This window comes from Candidatus Competibacteraceae bacterium (assembly GCA_016713505.1).
In the GTDB taxonomy this organism is placed as follows: Bacteria; Pseudomonadota; Gammaproteobacteria; order Competibacterales; family Competibacteraceae; genus Competibacter_A.
Genome location: JADJPA010000001.1, coordinates 1,305,517 through 1,325,317, shown reverse-complemented (window position 1 = coordinate 1,325,317; position 19,801 = coordinate 1,305,517). Strand labels below are relative to the sequence as shown.

17 protein-coding genes are annotated in these 19,801 nt (G+C 60.8%); 9 read left to right on the top strand and 8 right to left on the bottom strand.

Annotated elements, in window-relative coordinates:
- Positions 1-3 precede the first annotated feature (3 nt).
- The gene (locus tag IPK09_06030; GenBank protein ID MBK7983174.1) at positions 4-1,065 is read right to left on the bottom strand and encodes an EamA family transporter; all 1,062 of its coding nucleotides are present in this window, start codon (positions 1,063-1,065) and stop codon (positions 4-6) included.
- A gap of 201 nt (positions 1,066-1,266) precedes the next feature.
- On the opposite strand from IPK09_06030, the gene pdxS reads away from it, so the two are divergent.
- From pdxS to cobO, 3 genes are read left to right on the top strand one after another with little or no spacing between them, the layout of a single operon-like run.
- Positions 1,267-2,148 (top strand): pyridoxal 5'-phosphate synthase lyase subunit PdxS, encoded by an 882-nt coding sequence (gene pdxS / locus IPK09_06025; GenBank protein MBK7983173.1) that lies wholly within the window; start codon positions 1,267-1,269, stop codon positions 2,146-2,148.
- On the top strand, positions 2,145-2,807 hold the full coding sequence (gene pdxT / locus IPK09_06020; GenBank protein MBK7983172.1) for a pyridoxal 5'-phosphate synthase glutaminase subunit PdxT: 663 nt from the start codon (positions 2,145-2,147) through the stop codon (positions 2,805-2,807). The genes pdxS and pdxT overlap by 4 nt, the downstream gene beginning before the upstream one ends.
- 54 nt (positions 2,808-2,861) lie before the next feature.
- The gene (cobO, locus tag IPK09_06015) at positions 2,862-3,464 is read left to right on the top strand and encodes a cob(I)yrinic acid a,c-diamide adenosyltransferase (GenBank protein MBK7983171.1); all 603 of its coding nucleotides are present in this window, start codon (positions 2,862-2,864) and stop codon (positions 3,462-3,464) included.
- 30 nt (positions 3,465-3,494) lie between these two features.
- On the opposite strand, the gene IPK09_06010 is transcribed toward cobO, so the two are convergent.
- From IPK09_06010 to IPK09_06000, 3 genes are all read right to left on the bottom strand, one after another.
- Positions 3,495-3,656: an LrgB family protein gene (locus IPK09_06010; protein ID MBK7983170.1), complete on the bottom strand. Its 162-nt coding sequence runs from the start codon at positions 3,654-3,656 to the stop codon at positions 3,495-3,497.
- Positions 3,628-4,050, bottom strand: coding sequence for a L,D-transpeptidase family protein (locus tag IPK09_06005; protein ID MBK7983169.1), 423 nt, complete (start codon positions 4,048-4,050; stop codon positions 3,628-3,630). Before IPK09_06005 ends, IPK09_06010 begins: the two co-directional genes overlap by 29 nt.
- A 391-nt stretch (positions 4,051-4,441) precedes the next feature.
- Positions 4,442-5,884, bottom strand: coding sequence for a cobyric acid synthase (locus tag IPK09_06000; protein ID MBK7983168.1), 1,443 nt, complete (start codon positions 5,882-5,884; stop codon positions 4,442-4,444).
- A gap of 253 nt (positions 5,885-6,137) precedes the next feature.
- On the opposite strand from IPK09_06000, the gene IPK09_05995 reads away from it, so the two are divergent.
- From IPK09_05995 to cobA, 4 genes are all read left to right on the top strand, one after another.
- A complete protein-coding gene (locus IPK09_05995) occupies positions 6,138-7,127 on the top strand; it encodes a GGDEF domain-containing protein (GenBank protein ID MBK7983167.1) in 990 nt (329 codons plus the stop codon).
- Between the two features lie 178 nt (positions 7,128-7,305).
- Entirely contained in the window at positions 7,306-8,229 is a 924-nt protein-coding gene (locus tag IPK09_05990; protein MBK7983166.1) for a cobalamin biosynthesis protein, read from the top strand.
- A complete protein-coding gene (locus IPK09_05985; protein ID MBK7983165.1) occupies positions 8,222-9,223 on the top strand; it encodes a threonine-phosphate decarboxylase in 1,002 nt (333 codons plus the stop codon). Before IPK09_05990 ends, IPK09_05985 begins: the two co-directional genes overlap by 8 nt.
- Before the next feature lie 97 nt (positions 9,224-9,320).
- On the top strand, positions 9,321-10,109 hold the full coding sequence (gene cobA, locus IPK09_05980) for a uroporphyrinogen-III C-methyltransferase (protein MBK7983164.1): 789 nt from the start codon (positions 9,321-9,323) through the stop codon (positions 10,107-10,109).
- A 39-nt stretch (positions 10,110-10,148) separates the two neighbouring features.
- Here cobA and IPK09_05975 read toward each other — a convergent pair whose 3' ends face one another.
- Complete coding sequence (locus IPK09_05975; protein ID MBK7983163.1) at positions 10,149-10,778, bottom strand: DUF4124 domain-containing protein; 630 nt, start codon at positions 10,776-10,778, stop codon at positions 10,149-10,151.
- A gap of 189 nt (positions 10,779-10,967) precedes the next feature.
- Here IPK09_05975 and IPK09_05970 point away from each other — a divergent pair, with 189 nt between their 5' ends.
- On the top strand, positions 10,968-11,792 hold the full coding sequence (locus IPK09_05970) for an undecaprenyl-diphosphate phosphatase (protein ID MBK7983162.1): 825 nt from the start codon (positions 10,968-10,970) through the stop codon (positions 11,790-11,792).
- A 169-nt stretch (positions 11,793-11,961) separates the two neighbouring features.
- On the opposite strand, the gene IPK09_05965 is transcribed toward IPK09_05970, so the two are convergent.
- A complete protein-coding gene (locus IPK09_05965) occupies positions 11,962-13,257 on the bottom strand; it encodes an ABC transporter substrate-binding protein (protein ID MBK7983161.1) in 1,296 nt (431 codons plus the stop codon).
- Between the two features lie 347 nt (positions 13,258-13,604).
- Entirely contained in the window at positions 13,605-16,508 is a 2,904-nt protein-coding gene (locus IPK09_05960; GenBank protein ID MBK7983160.1) for an AMP-binding protein, read from the bottom strand.
- Between the two features lie 255 nt (positions 16,509-16,763).
- Here IPK09_05960 and IPK09_05955 point away from each other — a divergent pair, with 255 nt between their 5' ends.
- Positions 16,764-19,046, top strand: coding sequence for a hypothetical protein (locus IPK09_05955; GenBank protein MBK7983159.1), 2,283 nt, complete (start codon positions 16,764-16,766; stop codon positions 19,044-19,046).
- A gap of 133 nt (positions 19,047-19,179) precedes the next feature.
- On the opposite strand, the gene IPK09_05950 is transcribed toward IPK09_05955, so the two are convergent.
- Positions 19,180-19,758, bottom strand: a complete 579-nt coding sequence (locus IPK09_05950) for a carboxypeptidase regulatory-like domain-containing protein (protein ID MBK7983158.1) — start codon at positions 19,756-19,758, stop codon at positions 19,180-19,182.
- Between the last annotated feature and the right edge of the window lie 43 nt (positions 19,759-19,801).

Genomic DNA, 19,801 nt, shown 5'->3' with positions numbered 1-19,801 from the left:
CCTTTAGCCGTCGGAATGCCGGTGCCGGTGATGGATGTCCGGGTAGTGCGGGTGAGTGTGTTCGAGCGGGGCGTGGACGTGTTCGTGGACATGCGGTTCGCCGGGAGGATCGTTCGGTTCGTGAGGATGCTGGTGATGTTCGTCGTGGCTGTGGCGGTGTTGGTGGATCAAGGCGTCATGCAGGTGAAAATGGTCGTGCCGCTCGGTCAGATGCAACCAGACCCCGACCAGCATCAGCGCGCCGGCCACGCTCAGTTGCCAGGTTAAAGGTTCAGCCAACCAGAGTACGGCCAGCACCGCCCCCACAAACGGCGCTGTGGCGAAATACGCGCCGGTGCGGGCGGCCCCGAGCTGGCGCAACGCCAGCACGAAGGCGATCAGGCTGCCGCCATAACCGATGGCGCCGATCGCGCCCGCCGCGGCGGCAAGACCCGGCGCGGGGAAGGATTCGCCCAAAGCGGCGGCTATGGCGAGCGTGACCGGACCGGCGACCAAGCCTTTCACCGTCACGAGCAGCAAGGGGTCGGCCACTGCCAGCTTGCGGGTCAAATTGTTATCGATGGCCCACGCCAGACAGGCGCCTGCTATCGCCAGCGCGCCCGCTTGCGGGGTGCTGAAATCGCCCTGCCAGGCTAAAAACACCGCTCCGATCAGGATGGCCAGCGCACCCAAGCCGACCCGGCGATCCACATTCTCATGGAACACCAGCCAGGCGATCAGCAGCGTGAACAGGTTTTCGAGGTTGAGCAACAGCGCCGCGCTGGTGGCGGGGGTCACCCGCAAGCCCGCCATGAGCAAGATCGGCCCCATCAAGCCGCCCGCGATGACGATAGCCGCCAGCCAGGGCCAGTCGGTCCTGGGTAAAGGGGCTTGCGCGCGACGGGTTGTGAGGCGGGCGCGAACCGTCAGGATCGCGCCGACCCCGACCCCGGCTCCCAGATACAGCAACCCCGCCAGCGCTGTCGGCTCGATGGCGCCGAGCAGCCGTTTGGCGGAGGGGATGCTGGCGCCAAAGAGAGCGGCCGCCAGCAAAGCCAGGACGGCGCCGCGCCAACGGTCAGGTATGACTGGTTTTGGGTGAGCGAAGCTGAATTTTATCCGCGATCCCCTGCTAAAGATGATGAGGCGTTCGGGTTGGGAATGCGCCGTGTGAGAAGGTGCGGTCCCGCTCGTTGATGGTGGTATAATTCACCTTCTCTACGGACCGCAGGTCCGGGCGGCGCGGCTCTCGTGACCGCTTTCCCGTTATTAGGCAGCGAGTGCAGTATGGCAGAGAATCGATATCTCCTGAACGCTCAATTGGCGCAGATGCTCAAGGGCGGAGTCATCATGGATGTGATCAACGTGGAACAGGCCCAAATCGCCCAGGAAGCGGGCGCGGTGGCGGTCATGGCCCTGGAGCGCGTGCCGGCCGATATCCGCAAGCAGGGCGGTGTCGCCCGCATGTCCGATCCCGGTCTGATCAGGGCGATCAAGGAAGCGGTGACCATCCCGGTGATGGCCAAGGCGCGGATCGGCCACTTCGTCGAAGCCCAGATTTTGCAGGCGCTCAAGATCGACTACATCGACGAAAGCGAGGTGCTGACGCCGGCCGATGAAGAGTGCCACATCGACAAGCGTCAATTCGCCATTCCCTTCGTCTGCGGCGCGCGCAACCTGGGCGAGGCGGTGCGCCGGATCGCCGAGGGCGCGGCGATGATCCGCACCAAGGGCGAAGCCGGCACCGGCGACGTGGTCGAAGCCGTGCGCCACATGCGGACCATGAACCGTGAGATCCGCCAGTTGGCGACCATGCCGGCCGAGGAGATCATGAGCTTCGCCAAGGTCAACGGCATTCCCTACGAACTGGCGTTGGAGGTCAAGAAGCTGGGCCGGTTGCCGGTGGTCAACTTCGCCGCCGGCGGTATCGCCACGCCGGCCGACGCCGCGCTGATGATGCAGTTGGGTTGCGACGGCGTGTTCGTCGGTTCGGGCATTTTCAAATCCTCCGACCCGGTGACGCGAGCCAGCGCCATCGTCAAGGCGACGGCCTTTTACAACGATCCCGACAAACTGCTCGAAGTGTCGATGGATCTGGGCGATCCGATGCCGGGGCTGAGCGTGGCGAGCATGGCCGGTGAGGATCGGTTGGCGGGACGGGGTTGGTGACGGCCGCCGCCGCCGGCGCGCTCGGCGTGCTGGACTTGCAAGGCGGGGTACAGGAACATCTCGATCACCTGCGACGGATCGGCGTGGAAGCGCGCACCGTCAAGCGCGCCGCCGAGCTCGAAGGGTTGGCCGGGCTGATTATCCCCGGTGGTGAAAGCACCTGCCTGTCGCGCCTGCTGCGGATCTTCGGCCTAGACAGCGCGATCAAACAGGCTTATGACGCTGGTCTGCGGTTGTGGGGCACGTGCGCCGGGGCCATTCTGCTGGCCAGGGACACTGTGAGCGAGCCGCCGTTTCTGGGCCTGATCGACATTACGGTCAGCCGCAACGCCTTCGGCAGCCAGTTGGACAGCTTCAACCGCGAGGTGCGAGTGCCGACCGTGGCGCCGGAGCCGATTCCGGTAACCTTCATCCGCGCCCCCAAGATCGTCCGGGTCGGCGACCGTGTTCGCGTGTTGTTGCGGCTGGACGATTATGTTGCCGCCGCCGAGGACGACCGGATTTTGGTCACCGTTTTCCACCCGGAACTGACGCCCAATCTAGCGTTTCATCGCTATTTCGCCCGCAAGTGCGGCCTGCATCCTGACGATGCGCCCCAAACCAGTCTCGACCCCGACTGGACCCCACAAAGCTGGATGCGCTTTTCCCATCACGTTTGACTGTCCTCTCACCCGGTCCTCGCTCGCTCGCGGGTGAGGGGAGAACCCTCGGCCATGACCGCCGCCAATCCCGATCACGCCCGCCTCACCGCCCGCCGCAAGGCCGGTTACGAACGCAAGCAAGCCCGCGCCATCCATGAAAAAGGCTTGCTGATCGTCTATACCGGCTCCGGTAAGGGCAAGAGTACCGCCGCCTTCGGCATGGCTTTGCGCGCGATCGGCCACGGAATGCGGGTCGGCGTGGTGCAATTCATCAAAGGGGGGCGGGACAGCGCGGAGCGAGCGGTGTTAAGCCGCTTCGAAAACGTCGATTTTCAGACGGTCGGGGACGGATTCACCTGGCTGACCCAAAACCGGGACCAGGACATCGCCACCGCCGAACGCGCTTGGAGCGAGGCGGAACGGATGATCGGCGATCCCGGCTACGAGCTGGTGATCCTGGACGAACTCAATGCGGTGTTGAAATACGACTATCTCGATCTGGGCCGGGTGCTGGACACTTTTGGCAAGCGCCGTTTTGGCTTGCACGTGGTGGTGACCGGCCGTCATGCCCCGCAGCCGCTGGTGGAGTTGGCCGATCTGGTCAGCGAGATTCGCAGCGTCAAGCACCCCTATCGCGAGCAAGGCGTCAAGGCGCAACGGGGGATCGAATTCTGAGCTTCGTCGGCTTCAAGGCCTCAAGTGAAGCTAGCGGACAATCAGCGGCGCCAGCAGAGCGGCCAACAGCGCGTTCAAGCCGATGGCCAAGCCGGCAAAAGCGCCGGCCAGCGTGCTGATTTGAAACGCCCGCGCCGTGCCGATGCCGTGCGCCGCCATCGCGCTAGGGCCGAATTTCAATGGGTGTGCCATCGGGGACAGTCCGCCAGATTTCTTCGATTTCGGTGTTGGTCACCGCGATGCAACCCGCCGTCCAGTCGCGCAATCGGTGACCGGCTTCCAGCCAGCCCATGCCGTTCGGCAAGCCATGAATCATGATATCGCCGCCCGGTGAACGTTTTTGTTTGGCGGCGAAGGCGGAATCCTGGGGGCTGGGGTAAGAAATGCGCAAGGCCCGGTGGAATTCACTGTTTTTATTGCGAAAATTGATCTGATACACCCCTTCTGGGGTCTTGTTGTCGCCTTGAAAACGCTTGGGTCCTTCGGGCTCGCGGCCCAAGGCGATCTCGTAGGATTTAAGTGGCTTGCCGTTGCGCAACAGCGTCAGTCGCCGCGCTTTTTTCTCCACCAGAATCCAATCCGCCATACCTTTGGGGGGCAGTGATGAACCCGGCAGCGGCGGGAGATAGCGCGGTTTCTTTTCTAAAATGGCAACCCGCTCCGACGGGGGTTTGGTGGGAGCCGTTTGGTCCGGTGGACGGGTGACCGCTGGCGAGGAGGCCGCCGTCTCCGGCGCGGGAACAATCGGGCTTGCGGAAGGCGCTGGCGCGGTGGAAGGCGTTGGAGCTTCTTTTGAAGGGGTAGCGATGGTGGCGGGCGGCAGCGGCGGTTGCCGTAAATGGCGGTAGACCACGATGCCGCCGTTGACGGCAATTAAGACGAGAAGAATGAAAAGTGGAGTCCGAATTTTCATGGCCGATCCGGCTGATCGATCGAGGAAGGTATATCACCGAGCAAAGCGAAAAACCGCTAAAAGATTAGCCGCTCAACAGCCGTTCGAGCAACCGCAAATCCAAGTGTTCGGCGATGGCGTCCGCCAGCCGATTTATACCATCTTCTCGCAGTTGTCGGTAATCCGGGGTTGCCCGCACCGCCAGTCCGGCCCAGCGCAACAGCGCATCGCGGGCGGAGGCCGTATCGAACAGCCCATGCAGGTAAGTACCAAGCAATTGACCGTCATCCGACACCGCGCCATCGAGTCGGCCATCGGTCAGCCGAACGGCGGGCCGGGAAAGCGCGGCGCCGCTACTGACGCCCGCATGGATTTCATAGCCGGTTACGGCGGCCTCTTCCCACAGCAAGCAGCCTTCGACTCGATGTAGTTGCTTTTCCGGCTCTAGCGTCGTTGCAAAATCTAGCAAGCCAAGACCGGGGCTACTGCCGGGTTCGCCTTCCAGGCCAGCGGGATCGTGAACGCGGCGGCCCAACATCTGAAAGCCGCCGCAGATGCCGATGACTTTACCGCCGTAGCGCAGATGGCGCTGGATATCGACATCCCAGTTTTGCTCGCGCAGCCGGCGCAAGTCACCGCGCGTGCTCTTGCTGCCGGGCAAAATGATCAGATCGCTCGGTGGAATGGCTTCGCCGGGTCGCACCCAGCGCAGCTCGACTTGCGGGTGAAGACGCAACGGATCGAAGTCGGTGTGGTTGCTGATCCGCGCCAGCACCGGCACCGCCACCCGTAGTCGCTGCGCCTCCTTGATAGCGCTCGTTTCGCGCGGCAAGGCGTCTTCGGCTTCCAGATGCAAGCCTTGCAGGTAGGGCAGCACGCCCAGCACCGGCTTGCCGGTTTCCTGGGTCAACCACTCCAAGCCTGACGCGAGCAGGCTGACATCGCCCCGAAAGCGGTTGATGATGAGTCCGGTGATTCGCGCCCGCTCGCTGGGAGCCAGCAGCGCGAGGGTGCCGTACAGGTGGGCGAACACGCCGCCCCGGTCGATGTCGCCGACCAGCCAGACCGGGCAATCCACCGCCTCGGCAAACCCCATGTTGGCGATATCCTTATCGCGTAAGTTGATCTCCGCCGGGCTGCCCGCGCCTTCCACGAGAATCAGATCATACGCCGCGCGCAAGCGCTGGTAGGATTCCAGCACCGCCCGCATCGCCACCGGCTTGTAGTCGTGATAGCGGCGGGCATCCATGTTGCTCAGCGCCCGGCCGTGAATGATGACTTGCGCGCCGATATCGGTGTTGGGTTTCAGCAGCACCGGGTTCATGTCGGTGTGCGGCTCCAGGAAGGCGGCTTGCGCCTGCACCGCCTGAGCGCGACCGATTTCGCCGCCGTCCACGGTGACGGCGCTGTTGAGGGCCATGTTTTGGGGTTTGAAGGGAGCGACTGGTATGCCGCGCCGCGCCAGCAATCGGCACAAGCCAGCGACCATGACACTTTTTCCGGCATCGGAAGTGGTGCCTTGAATCATGAGAGTTTTGGACGTTATATTTTTTCCGGTCGCGCGCACGGGTTGTCCTTGTTGGCTGAATCCGATCTATTGTTAGTGAGGTGAAACACGTTGCCTTATAACAGTTAGTGGCTATCGCGGGGTAGCGTGCTGCTCGCTGGGCCGCGTCAGCTGATCCAGCGCCGCTTCATGCCGCTTAAAATCGATAATTCCCTAAAATCTTTCCTTACTTGGCTAGCGCCGAAGAGAACTGAACTCATGCAATACCAACATCATGCGGCCGAGTGAAATTCGCTATCGGTTACGCCAGGATTTTCAGTTGGCGGTGCTGTCTTGGATGGGATCGGTGGCGCTGCTGGTTATAACCCCCTTCTTCGTTTATCGCTTGGCTCGAGCCGACTGGGTGATCGCCGCCATGGAAGGCGCCTTGATGGCGGCTATTCTGGTGACCGTGCTTTACGCTTGGCTGACTGGAGATACTCGCCGCTCTTGCCTGTTTGTTATGTACTTCGATTTTCTCCTGGGCATCATGGCCGTGCATTTGGCGGGACATCTTGCCCTGCCCTGGATGTATCCGATGTTTGTCGCCAATTTTTTTCTGGTGCATCGCCATCATGTCATCATCGTCTCGGTCATTTATCTGGCGGTGCTGCTGGTTGAAGGGAGCGCCTTCCTCAGTTGGTTGATGGGGGCCAGCTTTGCCGCGACCGCCTTGCTGGTCTGTTGTTATACCTATATTTTCGCCTATCGATCCGAACTACAGCGCCGGCAACTGGAAAATCTGGCGTCGCGAGATACTCTGACCGGTGCTTTCAACCGGCGCACCTTTCAACAAGAATTGCTGCGCGCCCACCAGGCCTTTACGCGGGAACAGACGATTTATGGATTGCTGGTCATTGATATCGACTACTTCAAGCAGGTCAACGATACCTGGGGGCATGATGTCGGCGATGAAATGTTGGTCCGTTTGGCGCACTTGGTCGAGCGTTCGGTGCGCAAAACCGACCGATTTTTTCGTTTCGGCGGCGAAGAGTTTGTCCTGTTGGTTTATTCAACCCATCCCGATGCTTTGAACGCGATGGCTAACAATATTTGCTGCCAGGTGGAAAAAGAGTTGTCCTATAAGAGCAAAACGCTAACCGTGTCGATAGGCGGCGCGTTGTTGCGGCCGACAGAAGGGCCGGACGCTTGGTTTGCCAGGGCCGACGCGGCGCTTTATCGCGCCAAGCACCAGGGACGTAACCAAGCGGTGATCGATGCGTGAGGCGTGAGTGATCGGCCGCCTTTCGCCGAGCCGCCTGGATTTTGGCTACACTACGCCGCCGTCGAAGACCTATCCTTTTTCCCTCGCCAACGGATGAGGGGGCCGTCTTGAATGGCCTGACAGAATCGAAGGATAGTCCCCGTTCCCAAGTTGTTCTCCAACAAGCAGAAGGGTTTTTATGTCGGTCGCGTTGCTCTGTATCGGCGCGGTATGGCTGGATTATTGGCAGGGCGAGCCGCGTCGCTGGCATCCGCTGGTGGGATTCGGCTGGCTGGCGCGGCGGGTGGAGGCGCTCTGTTACGGGCCGCCTGCCCTAAACGGCGGTTTCCGGCGCGGTCGCGGCATCGGCGCGGTGGTTGTCTTGCTGGTTCCGTTCGCGCTGGCGGCGTGCCTGTTGACAGCCGTGCCAGCGTTGGGTTCGGTGGTGGCGCTGGGTCTGCTGTATTTGGCCCTCGGCGCGCGTAGTCTGGCCGAACACGCCGAGGCGGTGGCGGCGGCCCTGCAAGCGGGTGATTTGCCGCTGGCGCGCGAGCGGGTCGGCAAGATCGTCAGTCGCGATGTCGACGGTCTCGATGAGGAGCAAATCAGCCGTGCCACGGTGGAGTCGGTGTTGGAAAACGGGTGTGACGCAGTGTTCGGCGCGCTGTTCTGGTTCGTGCTGGCGTGGGGGTCGGGCGTGGTTTTATACCGCTTGGCCAATACCCTTGATGCGATGTGGGGTTATAAGACGCCGCGCTATCGGGATTTCGGCTGGGCGGCGGCCCGGTTGGACGATCTGCTGAACTGGGTGCCGGCGCGGTTGACCGCCTTGAGTTACGTGGCGGTCGGAGCGAAGCCGGCGCTGGCGTGGCGGTGCTGGCGCGAGCAGGCGCCGCGCTGGAAAAGCCCTAACGCCGGTCCAGTGATGGCGGCGGGCGCGGGCGCGCTGGGTTTGGCGTTGGGCGGCCAAGCGCGCTACTGCGGCGAATGGTCCGCGCGTCCGGCGTTGGGTGAGGGGCTCGCGCCGCGCGCTGGCGATATCGGGCGAGCGGTGGCGCTGATGCGGCGGGCGCTGCTATTGTGGCTGGCGGCTATTCTGGCTGGAGGGCTGCTGGTTGCTTGAGCACGGTGGCGGGGTGCGCGCGGCGGCCTCGCGTTACGGTATTGCGTTGCCCGACTGGCTGGATGTGTCCACCGGGATCAATCCGCGCGGTTGGCCGGTCCCGACGATCCCGGCGACGGTATGGCAGCGACTCCCGGAAGCGGAAGACGGCTTGGAAAATATGGCGGCGGCCTATTACCAAACCGCAAATGTGTTAGCGGTGGCCGGTTCGCAAGCGGCGATCCAGCGCTTGCCGCTGTTGCGCGCCCTCAGCTCGGTTGGCGTGGCGAGTCCGACTTATGCGGAACATGTCCATGCCTGGCGACGGGCCGGCCATCGGGTGGAGCCGGTGGCGGCGGATGAGCTGGATCGAGCCCTGGATCGCTTGAACGTGGTGGTGGTGGTCAATCCGAATAATCCAACCGGTGTGCGCTATTCGTCCGAGGTGTTGCTCGGATGGCGAAAACGGCTGGCGGCGCGCGGCGGCTGGCTGGTGGTGGATGAGGCGTTCATGGATGCTACTCCCGCGGAAAGTTTGGCGAATCAGGCCGGTTTGCCGGGTTTGATCGTGCTGCGGTCGCTGGGCAAGTTCTTCGGGCTCGCTGGGGCGCGGGTCGGTTTCGTACTGGCGGAGCCGGCTTTATTGGCGCGACTGGCGGATCAATTAGGCCCTTGGCCGCTGGCGAATGCCAGCCGCTGGCTGGCGAGTCGCGCCTTGGGTGACCGGTGCTGGCAAGGGGAGGCTAGAATCCAGCTCGCGAAAGCCAGCCAGCGGCTGGCGCATCTGCTTGAAGAGCACGGTTTGGCGGTGGCCGGTGGGACGGCTTTATTTCAATGGGCGCCGGTGGCGCAGGCCGATTTCTGGCAAGATGCCTTGGCGCGGCAGGGTATTTTGGTCCGGTGCTTCGCCGATCCGCCGAGCTTGCGCTTCGGGTTGCCGGGACCTGAATCGGCTTGGCAGCGGCTGGAGCGGGCGCTGGTGGGGATTCAAGCCGGCCGGCTGCGACAGCTCTGATCGACTGGCTGATTCAGGCGTCAGTCCTTGACGGCTCGGCAGAGATTGCGGGCGGGCTTCAAGACCCCATCATTGAAAACCAACAATAAGCACTACCATGAGCCAACAAATACGTTTCTCCCAAATCCAGCCTTCCCGTGGCGAAGTGTTCCTGGTGGGGGCGGGGCCCGGCGATCCAGAATTGCTGACCGTGAAGGCCGTGCGGCTGATGCAGCACGCCGATGTCGCGGTTTATGATCGACTGATCAGCGCCGCGATCCTGGAACTGCTGGGATCGCATGTCGAACGGATTTTCGTCGGCAAGGAGCCGGAGCATCACACGCTGCCGCAGAACGAAATCAATCGATTGCTGGTAGAGTTAGCCCTGCGGGGCAAACGAGTTTTGCGGCTCAAGGGGGGCGATCCGTTCATTTTCGGACGTGGCGGCGAGGAGATCGAAACCCTGATGGCGGCGGGCATCCCCTTTCAGGTGGTGCCAGGCGTGACCGCCGCCGCCGGTTGCGCGGCTTACGCGGGGATTCCGCTGACCCATCGCGATTACGCCCAGTCCTGCGTGTTCGTCACCGGCCATCTCAAGGACGGGACGCTGGATCTAAACTGGCCGGCGCTGGCGCAACCCCGACAGACGGTGGTGTTTTACATGGGCCTCAAGAGCGTCCATCACATCTGCATGAAATTACGGGAGTATGGAGTGGCCGACGCCATGCCGGTCGCTTTGGTGGAACAGGGGACCACGCCGCGGCAGCGGGTTTATTGCGCGACGCTCGCCACCTTGTCGGCCGCGCTGCAAGGCGCCAAGGTCCGCTCGCCGGCCTTGCTGATCGTCGGGGAGGTGGTGAACTTGCGGTCGCGACTGGCATGGTTCGAGCCGGAACTGACTCGCTAAAGCGCCCTTCACGCGCTGGCCGCTCGCTGAGCCCAAGTTTCATCGCCCCGGAAATGCGCCCCGCGACTCTGCGTCGATACCGATTGATTTCGGATGGAAAGGCGGGTTGGGCTTGGCCAAGGGGCTGGGTGGTTGCGTGGGTCGTGGCGGCGGCAGCGGTTTATGACAATCCGGCCAAGGCGTACAGGGTGGTGGGTACGGACTGGGCGGATACCGCGGATACGGCGGATACGGCGGATGAGAGGGCGGGTAGGAATAGGGGGGTGGGTACCCCACGATCAGGTTGTCGCTGCCGTCCTTCCGCTGTTGTTCCTGTTGTAGTTGTAGTTGCAGAAGATCCTTTTGTAGCTGTTGCTTTTCCTGCTCCAAGTTACGGATGGCTTGTGCTTGGCGCGCCTGTTCGGCCGCTTGCCGCTCGCTGGCCATTTGTTCCGACAACGCTTTGATCCGAGCAACCTCGGCTGCGGGATCGGTCGGCGTGGCCGAGATTGGGGTGGCGGAGGTAGGGGCAATGTCGAGGGTCAGCGCTTCAGTTGCTTCATCCGGTTTTTTTGCACCGTAATGGACCCGGCCGCTGGCATCGGTCCATTTGTAAACCTGCTGGGCTTGCGCGCTCACGGATGCGAGCGCGAGCAGCACGGCAACGGCATACAGTAAGGCCAGCCGCATAAGATGCAATGCCTCCATCGTGGTGGGACGATCAAGTAGTTTGATCGCTGAAAATTTGTAAAAGTTCAAGGCGTTCAATAAGAAAGAGCCGGTTTGCGGCTGCGGCGGCATGGTGAGGCTAGCCGGGCCTTGCTAAAATCGCCGGCTGTTGTTCGCACCCCCGATCGCAGGAATGACTAAGGAGTGATCTTGGATATCTTATTGCTGATGAAGGCGCTGATTTTGGGGCTGGTCGAGGCAGCCTCGGAATTTCTGCCGATTTCCAGTACCGGCCACTTGATTATCGTTGGAGATTTTCTGAATTTCACCGGACCGCGCGCCGAGACCTTTGAAATTTTCATCCAACTCGGCGCTATCTTGGCCGTGGTCTGGATTTACCGGCAGCGAGTGCGGGATACGCTGCTGAATTTTGGTACCGATCCCCAAGCGCGACGGCTGGTCTGGAATTTGCTGATCGCCTTCGTGCCAGCGGCGATCCTGGGGTTCCTGTTGCACAAGCACATCACCCATTATCTATTCAATCCGGTGACCGTGGCGGGGGCGCTGGTAGTGGGGGGCATCGCGATTTTGTTGATCGAGCGATACGCGCGCATGGGGCGCATTCAGAGCGTTACGGAAATGACGTGGCGGGATGCGCTGGGGGTCGGCATCGCGCAAAGCGTGGCGCTGTTTCCGGGCGTATCGCGCTCGGGAGCGACCATCATGGGCGGGATGTTGGGCGGCATGTCGCGGTTCGCCGCCACCGAATTTTCATTTTTTCTGGCGATTCCGACCATGTTCGCCGCGACGGGTTATAGTCTGCTCAAGGAGTGGAGTAGCCTGACCGTTTCCGATGTGCCGATCTTCGCAATCGGTTTCGTGGCGGCTTTTTTAGGCGGGCTGGCGGTGGTGCGTTTCCTGATCGCGTATGTCGGCCAACACAGTTTCGCACCGTTTGCTTGGTATCGGATCGTGTTCGGAGGTTTGCTGTTAGTTTATTTTCACTACCATCCCTGGGTGGGGAAGGTCGGATAATCAAATCCTCCAGCGAGCGGGCGTGGAGCGTTCCGATCCTTCGACCGCCTAAGGACAAGGCGGCGGACGGCCTGTTCAAGTCACTGGCGGCGCCACGCGCTTTGTGGCGCAAACGCTCGAACCGGCGCTTTACAAGAGCGCCGGTTTGCTCGACCGATAACCTGCTTGATCAACGAGCCGTGAGGTTCTTGCCAGTCAGCAACTTTTGAGGTTGCTTGGTGGCCTTGGGCTTGAAGGCGCCGCTTTCCAGGGCAAAAAGCTGCACGAAATCGGAGCCTTGATTGTCGTTGCTGAAGTCCAGCGGCAAGCCGCCGAGATCGAACGTCTGGCCGCGAGCGGCGCTGAGGAAGTTGGCGCGGGTGATTTCGCCTTTGATGTTGCCCAGGATCGTCAGAAACATCTTACCGGCCATGTAGCCTTCCAGCGACGAACTGTCGAACCGTTCTCCCAAAGCCTTACGCGCGTCCTCGACGATGGGCAAGGGCGAATCCAAAGTCGGAACGACTTGAGTCAGGATGACATTATCAATGACTTGATTCTTTCTTAAATCCTCCTTGAACGCATTAACCTCGATTTGTGAGGTGACGCTGATCTGCCAATTTTCACCCTTGTAGCGCGAGTAACCGATGAAGCTGCTCAAGGGAGAATTGGTGCCTCCGACGGTCATGACCAGCCGGCATTTAGTGTTCGCGGTTTTTTCCCATTGCTTTAAAGACTCATAACCTGGGCGCGCTTGCATTTGGGTATGTCGGGTAAAGAAGCCGACCGGACCGATCCCGTTGCGATTGTTTTCCTCGCCAGGCATGGCGATGATTTGTTCCAGTTTCGCGACCGTGCTCTCCATGTTGGGCTGTTTCGCGAGCGCGTTTTTCAGAATGGCAAGATTGGTGGTTCCGCCGGCGTCGTTGGGTAAGTAGGCGCAAATTTCTTGCGGCTTTATCCCAGTCGCCAGCGCGTTTTCGAGTACGAGCAGGGCTTCTTGGGCAAAGCTGGCCCGAAAATTGATGATATCGCCAGTGCCGGGACGCAAGTAATCAACGCCGATGGGAAAGCCGACGGCGGGAATTTTATTTTCCACCAAGATCGGCAATTCGGCTTTGATCGAGGGTCCGCCCGTGTTGCCCAGCATGGCGAAGATTCCCTGACCCAGCAACTGTTTGGTCGCTTCAACGGCGGCTTTGGGGTTGAAAGCGTCATCCAGTACGACCAGTTCGATCGCGCGTCCCTGAATTTTCTCGTTTTTGAGGGCGGCCTCGATGCCGGCTTTTACGGTTTGACCGCGCATTTTGGACTCGCCGCTCAAGTCCATGACCGCACCCACCCGAATCGCGGTCGCAGTCACTCCGGCCTCTTGCGCGTGAGCGCCACCCGCAACGGCCAGCAACAACCCACACAGCCCGCTGCGCAGCGCAAGACCCATGTCGAATGGCGTTTTCTTATCTTTCGGTAAATTAAACAGTTTCATATTTTTCCCCATTCTCAACGTGTTCTATTGAAAGTTTAGACGATCCGCAAAAACTATCCGTCAGTTAAATAATTTAAAAAATAAAGTACAATATAGCGGATTTAAAGTCAATAGAGTGTATTTTATACATTCTATAATAATAGAAAAGATAATCGGATAAATGATAATAATAAATTACATAATTAAAATTATGGCTTAGGTCGACCGGGCACGCCGGGGGCGAGGTAGGGGTGCTAGAGAGGGAAAGAGGGATAAACGCGAACTTTGCGCTCGCTTTACCGAAGACGTGAGCCGCCGCCGTTGTTGCTTGCCTGGGGCGCAGCTTATGAGCGGCCCCGGATTTATCGTCAGAGGCTCGACGGGTGCTCGTAGGGTTCGTTTAAGTCGGGTTCCTCGCAACGGCGCAAAATGACGGCTCGCGCCGCATCCTTGAGCCGTACCGCCGCTGACCAATCGTCACCATCTGGCTGAATCGGGGCTTCGAGAATCACTTCCAAGCGTCCCCAGCGCGGAAACCAGGAGCCGGCGCGCAGCATCGAGCGGGTTCCGCGGATGATAGTGGGCACCACCGGCGTGCCGGCTTGCGCGGCTGCTACGAACGCCCCCATGCGGAAAGCGAGCAGGCCCGGCATTCGAGTGAAGGTCCCTTCCGGGAAGAAACCCAGGGACTTGCCGGACCGGGCCGCTTCGATGATTTGGCCCGCCTCGGTCGCGCTGCGTTGCGGGTCGAAACGCTCGACAAACAGCGTGCCGATCCGTTGCAGCGGTTTGCCGATCCAAGCGTTGTCCAGCAATTCGCGCTTGGCGACGTAATGAAAATGGCGTGGAATCGCCACCATCAGCACGTAAGCATCCAGATAGCTGGAATGGTTGGCCACCAGCACGCAGGGGCCCGCCGGCAGGTGTTCCAAGCCGCGTACCGCCAGCGCGGTTCCAGTTAGTTTCCCCAGGAGCCAAACCGCTAAACGTCCCAGCCTCCAACGCCATTGCGGTTTTGGCAGCGCCATGATTCCCAGCCAGGTGCCCGGCGCCAGGAGCCCGAACAGCAGCCAAACATAAGCGGCGTAAGAACGCTCCAGCATACCGCGCCACAGCCGGCCCGCTTGCGCGTGGCCGCTGGCAAGAGCGATCCTGGTCAGTTGCCACCACAAAGCCCGAGCGCCGCGCCCCAGCGCTTGGCGCTCGTATAAATCCCGCACCGCGCTCCGGCGGATTTTGCCGCTGGAGGTTTTCAATACCGAATGGGGATTTACTAGCCTGACATCGTCGGGAGGCACTCCCAGCAGATCCATGCTGGTGCTTTGAATATGCTGGCGCAGATCGGCCAAGACTTCGGGTTGATCGGCGCGGGTCTCGGCCACCACCACCAGCCGTTCGCTGCCGGTCGTCGGGTCGCCGCTGGCAAAAACAGCCACGCAGCCCTTGCGGATTCCAGGAATTTCTCCGATGGCCTGCTCCAGCTCGTAGGGATACAGATTTCGGCCGCCGCGAATGATCAAATCCTTGACCCGGCCGGTCAGGTAGACATCGCCCCCGGCAAGATACGCCCGATCCCCGGAATCCAACCAGCCGTCGTCGTGCGGGAAAAGTTTGCGAGTCGCTTCGGGGTTACGGTAATAACCGGTGGTCGCCGACGGTCCCTGGAATTGCAAGCGACCCTCGCGTCGCTCCGGTAATTCACGACCGCGCTCGTCGACGATGCGAATTTGATGGTTTGGTAGCGGCTGGCCGCAAGCGGGAAAGCGGAGAGCGGTCGGATCGTCGGCACGGGCCGGTCGCGCCGAACCGTTGGCGACGAAAACATCGCGCTGCACGGCATCGAAGACCGGCGCCCGTCTCGGTGGTTGCAAGGCCAGCCCGACCGAGCACTCCGCCAAGCCGTAGACTGGCGCCATCGCGTCCGGCCGCAAGCCGTAGGGACCAAACCGGGCGATGAACCGCTCCACCGTCGCCGGAATGACCGGCTCGGCGCCGTTGCAGAGCATCCGCAGCGAACTGAGGTCCAGGCCTTTGATTTCGTCGGTTTGAATCGCCCGCGCGCAAAGTTCGTAAGCGAAATTGGGCGCGGCTGAAAGAGTGCCGCGATAGCGGTGAATCGCCCGCAGCCAGGCCGCCGGTCGAGCCAGAAAGCTAAGCGGTGACATCACCACCAAGGGGAAAGCGTGATACAGCCCGCCCAAACAGGCGCCGATCAATCCCATGTCGTGATAAAGTGGCAACCAACTGACAAAGACATCGCTGGAATTGACTGCTATTCGCTGGCCCATGGCGCGCAAGTTGGCCAGCAGGTTAGCATGAGTGAGCATGACGCCTTTGGGGTTGCCGGTGCTGCCGGAGGTGTACTGCAGAAAGGCGAGATCGCGGTCGCGGATGTGGCCGGGCGTCCAGGTAAAGGCGGACTGCTGGAGTTCCGCCGTCATGACGACATGGCGCAGCGATTCAACCTGGGTTTGCAGGAGCCGCGCCACCAGTTTGGCTTCGGGTACGGTGATCAGCGCTACGGTCTGGGCGTTATCCAACAGTCGGGCATGGCGGCGCAAGTGTTCTTCGATCTGCGAGGGCCGCACCGGTGGGTAGATCGGGACCGGTACGCCGCCGGCCAGCAGGATGCCGAAAAAGCTCAGAAAGTAGTCGCCGCTGGTGGGCAGCATGATGGCGACGGTCTGAAGCGGTTGCAACCCGCGCTCGCGCAGCCCGGCCGCCACCGCGCTTGCCCCCTGATGCAGGCTGGCATACGTGAAGGTGGTGTCGATCCGTTCTTCGTTGCCGATGATGTGAATGGCTATTCGCTCGGGATGGCGCTGAACGTGCCATTCCAGCATCTCGACCAGCGTCGTCGCGCGGTCTGGCGTCCCGAGTCTGGCGGGGTCCTCGCCGGCGGTGATCGAGCCAGCGGCCGGCAGTCTGAGTTCGGCTTCCTGATCGGCCGGCGGAACAGGTTGCCCTTTGGCTTGCCGGATCAGATTCAGCAGCGCGCGCGGTGTGTCGGCCAACAGCATCGGCTCGCTTGCGGTCACTTTAAACGCGCCTTCGATCCGACGCAGCAGTTCGGTGCGCGACAGACTGTCCAAACTCAAATCGCGATCAAAATGGCTGTCTAAATCGAGCGTTAGCGCGGTCCGCTCCGATGATTGACGAATTTCAAACAGCAATTCCCGCAGCAGGCCCAACAGCTGGAGCGCGGCATCCGCGCCGGAATCGGGAGCTGGCGAGGTTATTACAGGTGGTGGCAATCCCGCATTTTCGGACATGATGGTCGTCTGGTGGTGTCGCAAATTACAGCCGCGGCCAGCAATAGACTGTCGGCGGCTTGACCTGTCATTCTAGAATATGGCTGCTGAAGCGCGCTGATATCGACGGAAACTGTCGCACTTTTCAAGCCGCTACGCGATCAGGAGAACCCGTTCATGTCTTACAAATCGTTTCGCTGCTGGTTGGTTTTATGGGTCTTGGGGCCTTCATGCGCTCTGGCGCTGGAAATCGGCGAAATTCAGGTCAATTCCGCCTTGAATCAGTTGTTCGACGCCAGAATACCGCTGCCGAAACTTGTACCCGAGGATTTGAGCAAGATCTCGGTGAAACTGGCTCCATTGCCGCTGTTCAAGGAATTCGGCCTCGAACGGACCGCTGTGCTGGCCAAGCTGGTCTTTTCAATTGAATACAATCCGGAAGGACAAGTTTACGTCAAGGTGGTTTCGACCCAGCCGGTTCGGGAGCCTTCGCTGGGATTGTTGCTGGAATTCGGCTGGCCGCGTGGCAAGACGTATCGGGAATTTACGGTATTTCTTGACCCGGTACAGCGTTTGGCCAAGCGGGCCGATGACCGGACGAAAACGGTTTTGGATGCAGCGCCGGCCGCTGCCGCATCCACCGAGCCGGCCCCGGCCCCGGTCCCAGCGGTTCCACCGTCTGCTCCAGCGTCTGCTCCAGCGTCTGCTCCAGCGGCTTTGGCAGCGGTTCCAGCGTCCGTTCCAGCGCAAGACCCGGTGGTTGTTGCGGATGCGACCGTCGGGCCGGTGCCCGTTCCAACTCCAGAAACTTCAACGCCAGCGCCGGCGTCCGTTCCGCCGCAAGTCCCGACGGCAATCACCGGTACTGCTGCATCCGAGCCATCGACTGTCGTGGAGCCAGCGCCCATGCCGACGCCGGTCAATCCAGTTCCAACTCCGCCGACCGTGGCGACGGTGACCGTTCCCAAACTCGTTCAGCCCTCTGTATCGCCGCCAGCGGTGGTTGGGGCTTCGCCGGCACCGATCCCCGTCAAAGCGTATAAACCAGGAGATTCTTACGGGCCTGTCGCAGCGGGCGAGGGTTTATCGAAAATTGCGCTTAAGGTCCGCCCCGATCCCGAAATTACTCCTTATCAGATGATGCAAGCGTTGTATAAAGCCAACCCGAACGCTTTTTCCAAGGCGGGCATCAGCAGCTTGAAAGTGGGTTCCGTTCTGCGCCTTCCAACGTTGCGTGAGATTGCCAATTTTACCGGGTCCGCTGCCGCAAAGCGGCTGGCCGAGGCGGAAAAAACGGCGACGGCGACGGCGACGGCGGCGGATCCCGTCAAAGCAGCGGCTGAATCGTTGGGGAGCGGCTTAAATAGAGCCGAGCCCGCTCCAGTCGGCGGTAGCCCGCAAGCATTTCCGCTGGCGCTTCCAACACCACTGGAGCCGATGCCGGTTGAAACAGCGCCGCTCGCTAGCTTGTCTGAGTTCCTCCAGCCCGCTCCTGACTTTGCGACCGTAGCTTCGCAAGCCATCGAGCTTGAGTTAAAAGCGGCGGTAGCCGAGCCAAAAACCGATGAGAAGCCGGTTCGGTCGTCGGTTGGTTCGAGTGTTGAATCCTTCAAGGTTGCCGCCCCGGTCACAATGGCCATGCCAGCGAAGCACCCCGTGGCAAGCGCTACCGTCAATCCGATTGGCGTGATGCCAGCAGTTGCCCAGCCGCTATTGCAGCCAGTGCCAGCAACACCGCTTCTATTTCTGGCGACTTCAGACGTGATGGCGTCGGTCTTAAGGGTTCCAGCGTTTACGATTCCAGCTCAAATCGCCCCTGAAGCGATTATCGCCCAGGCTCCAGTGCTTGCCGAAATCAACGAGACGGGTAGCGGAATGTACTCCGGCGTGGGGGCCAAGCCGCAGCCGGTTCCGACTGAGAAAGCGCCCGAGCCCGATGCCAAGACCGTTTCGGTCGCCACGAGCGAGCAAGCGGCAACGCTCTCGGCGGCAACCCACCCACCTGTCGGCGGAACACCCACTACGGAACGGTTCCTACTTCCCGCGTCGGATCGCGCCGAGAATTTGCTGTCGGTGTTCGAAGAGCGCGTGCGGTCGAACGCATTCCGTCCACCCGTTTATTTATCGGGAGCACAGGGCATCATTAAAATGCCACTAGTGGCCGAATCAATCGGCACGATCATTTTGAAAGAGTCTTCTTCCGATGCCGCACCCGCCGCGGAGACCGCCAGGTCTGTCGCTGGCGGAGCATCGGATAAAGGTGAAGGGCATTACGGACCCGTTTCCGCCAACGAACGGCTTTGGAGTATCGCGACCAAGGTTCGGCCCGATCCGAGTATCGGTAAAGATGTCATGATGAAAGCATTGCTGCTGGCCAATCCGCAGGCATTTTACAAATCCAGGATGGATCAAATGAAAGAGGGCGCTATCCTGCGAATTCCTTCTTTATCGGAAATCGTAAAACACACCGGTTCCAAGGAGGCGAAGCAGTTATTGGAACAGCATTCCAGCCGTGAAACTACATCCTCCAAACTGGCCACGCCGATATCTGACCATTGAAGGGCTGGCTCTGACTGGCGCCAAGGTTTTATGTCCGGCGTAAAATCAACGATCGACGGGTGATAAAAACCCCTTCAAACCCCCCTCCTGTCGCCAGCAAGAGGGGGTCATGAAAAGGCGAAAAACCCTGAACTCAGCGCCAGTAGAAGTTCACCTGGGCTTGGCCTTTGCCAACTTGCGCTGATTTTTTCTGGCTTTGATCCTGTGCCGTGGCTTCCACCGTATAGCTGCCGGCCGGCAGTTGAGCCAGGAAGTAGGGGCCTTTAGAGATAGCGCTCAAAACCGTCGCGCCGTGCGAATTCAAAATCTTGACTTGTACGTCCGCCAAGTATTCGCCCCCGCTCTGCATGGCGGACATCACGCGCACGTTGAATTGATCGGACATGGCGCGCAGTTCCTCGCGCTCGCTCTCGCCGACGCCGCCCGATGCATAGCGAATTCCCTGATCGGAGGTTTTGACCTGCACCGAACCGCCGGGTGGCAACCAGCCCTTGCCCTCGGGTTCAGCAGCGGCTGGAGCTGCCCGATCCGAAGACAACGCATTCTCTGGCTGGTCCTGCGCTTGAGCGGGGGCGCGAGGCGCTGTGGCTGGCTCCACCGCACGCTGAACCGGGGGAGGACTCGCGGTTTGTTGGGCGTTGACCAAAGCCGGTAAACCGACGGTTGCCGCCAGCGCCAAAACCAACAGGCTCGGATTGGGTCGTTTTGTCATTACTACATTCTCCTGCTCTGTTCGTGCCATCTAAAGGAGGCTT

Coding starts and splice junctions, on each gene's coding strand:
- pdxS (MBK7983173.1), top strand. CDS start 1,267: ATGGCAGAGAATCGATATCTCCTGAACGCTCAATTGGCGCAGATGCTC.
- cobO (MBK7983171.1), top strand. CDS start 2,862: ATGACCGCCGCCAATCCCGATCACGCCCGCCTCACCGCCCGCCGCAAG.
- IPK09_06010 (MBK7983170.1), bottom strand. CDS start 3,656: ATGGCACACCCATTGAAATTCGGCCCTAGCGCGATGGCGGCGCACGGC.
- IPK09_06005 (MBK7983169.1), bottom strand. CDS start 4,050: ATGGCGGATTGGATTCTGGTGGAGAAAAAAGCGCGGCGACTGACGCTG.
- IPK09_06000 (MBK7983168.1), bottom strand. CDS start 5,884: ATGATTCAAGGCACCACTTCCGATGCCGGAAAAAGTGTCATGGTCGCT.
- IPK09_05995 (MBK7983167.1), top strand. CDS start 6,138: ATGCGGCCGAGTGAAATTCGCTATCGGTTACGCCAGGATTTTCAGTTG.
- IPK09_05990 (MBK7983166.1), top strand. CDS start 7,306: ATGTCGGTCGCGTTGCTCTGTATCGGCGCGGTATGGCTGGATTATTGG.
- cobA (MBK7983164.1), top strand. CDS start 9,321: ATGAGCCAACAAATACGTTTCTCCCAAATCCAGCCTTCCCGTGGCGAA.
- IPK09_05975 (MBK7983163.1), bottom strand. CDS start 10,778: ATGCGGCTGGCCTTACTGTATGCCGTTGCCGTGCTGCTCGCGCTCGCA.
- IPK09_05965 (MBK7983161.1), bottom strand. CDS start 13,257: ATGAAACTGTTTAATTTACCGAAAGATAAGAAAACGCCATTCGACATG.
- IPK09_05960 (MBK7983160.1), bottom strand. CDS start 16,508: ATGTCCGAAAATGCGGGATTGCCACCACCTGTAATAACCTCGCCAGCT.
- IPK09_05950 (MBK7983158.1), bottom strand. CDS start 19,758: ATGACAAAACGACCCAATCCGAGCCTGTTGGTTTTGGCGCTGGCGGCA.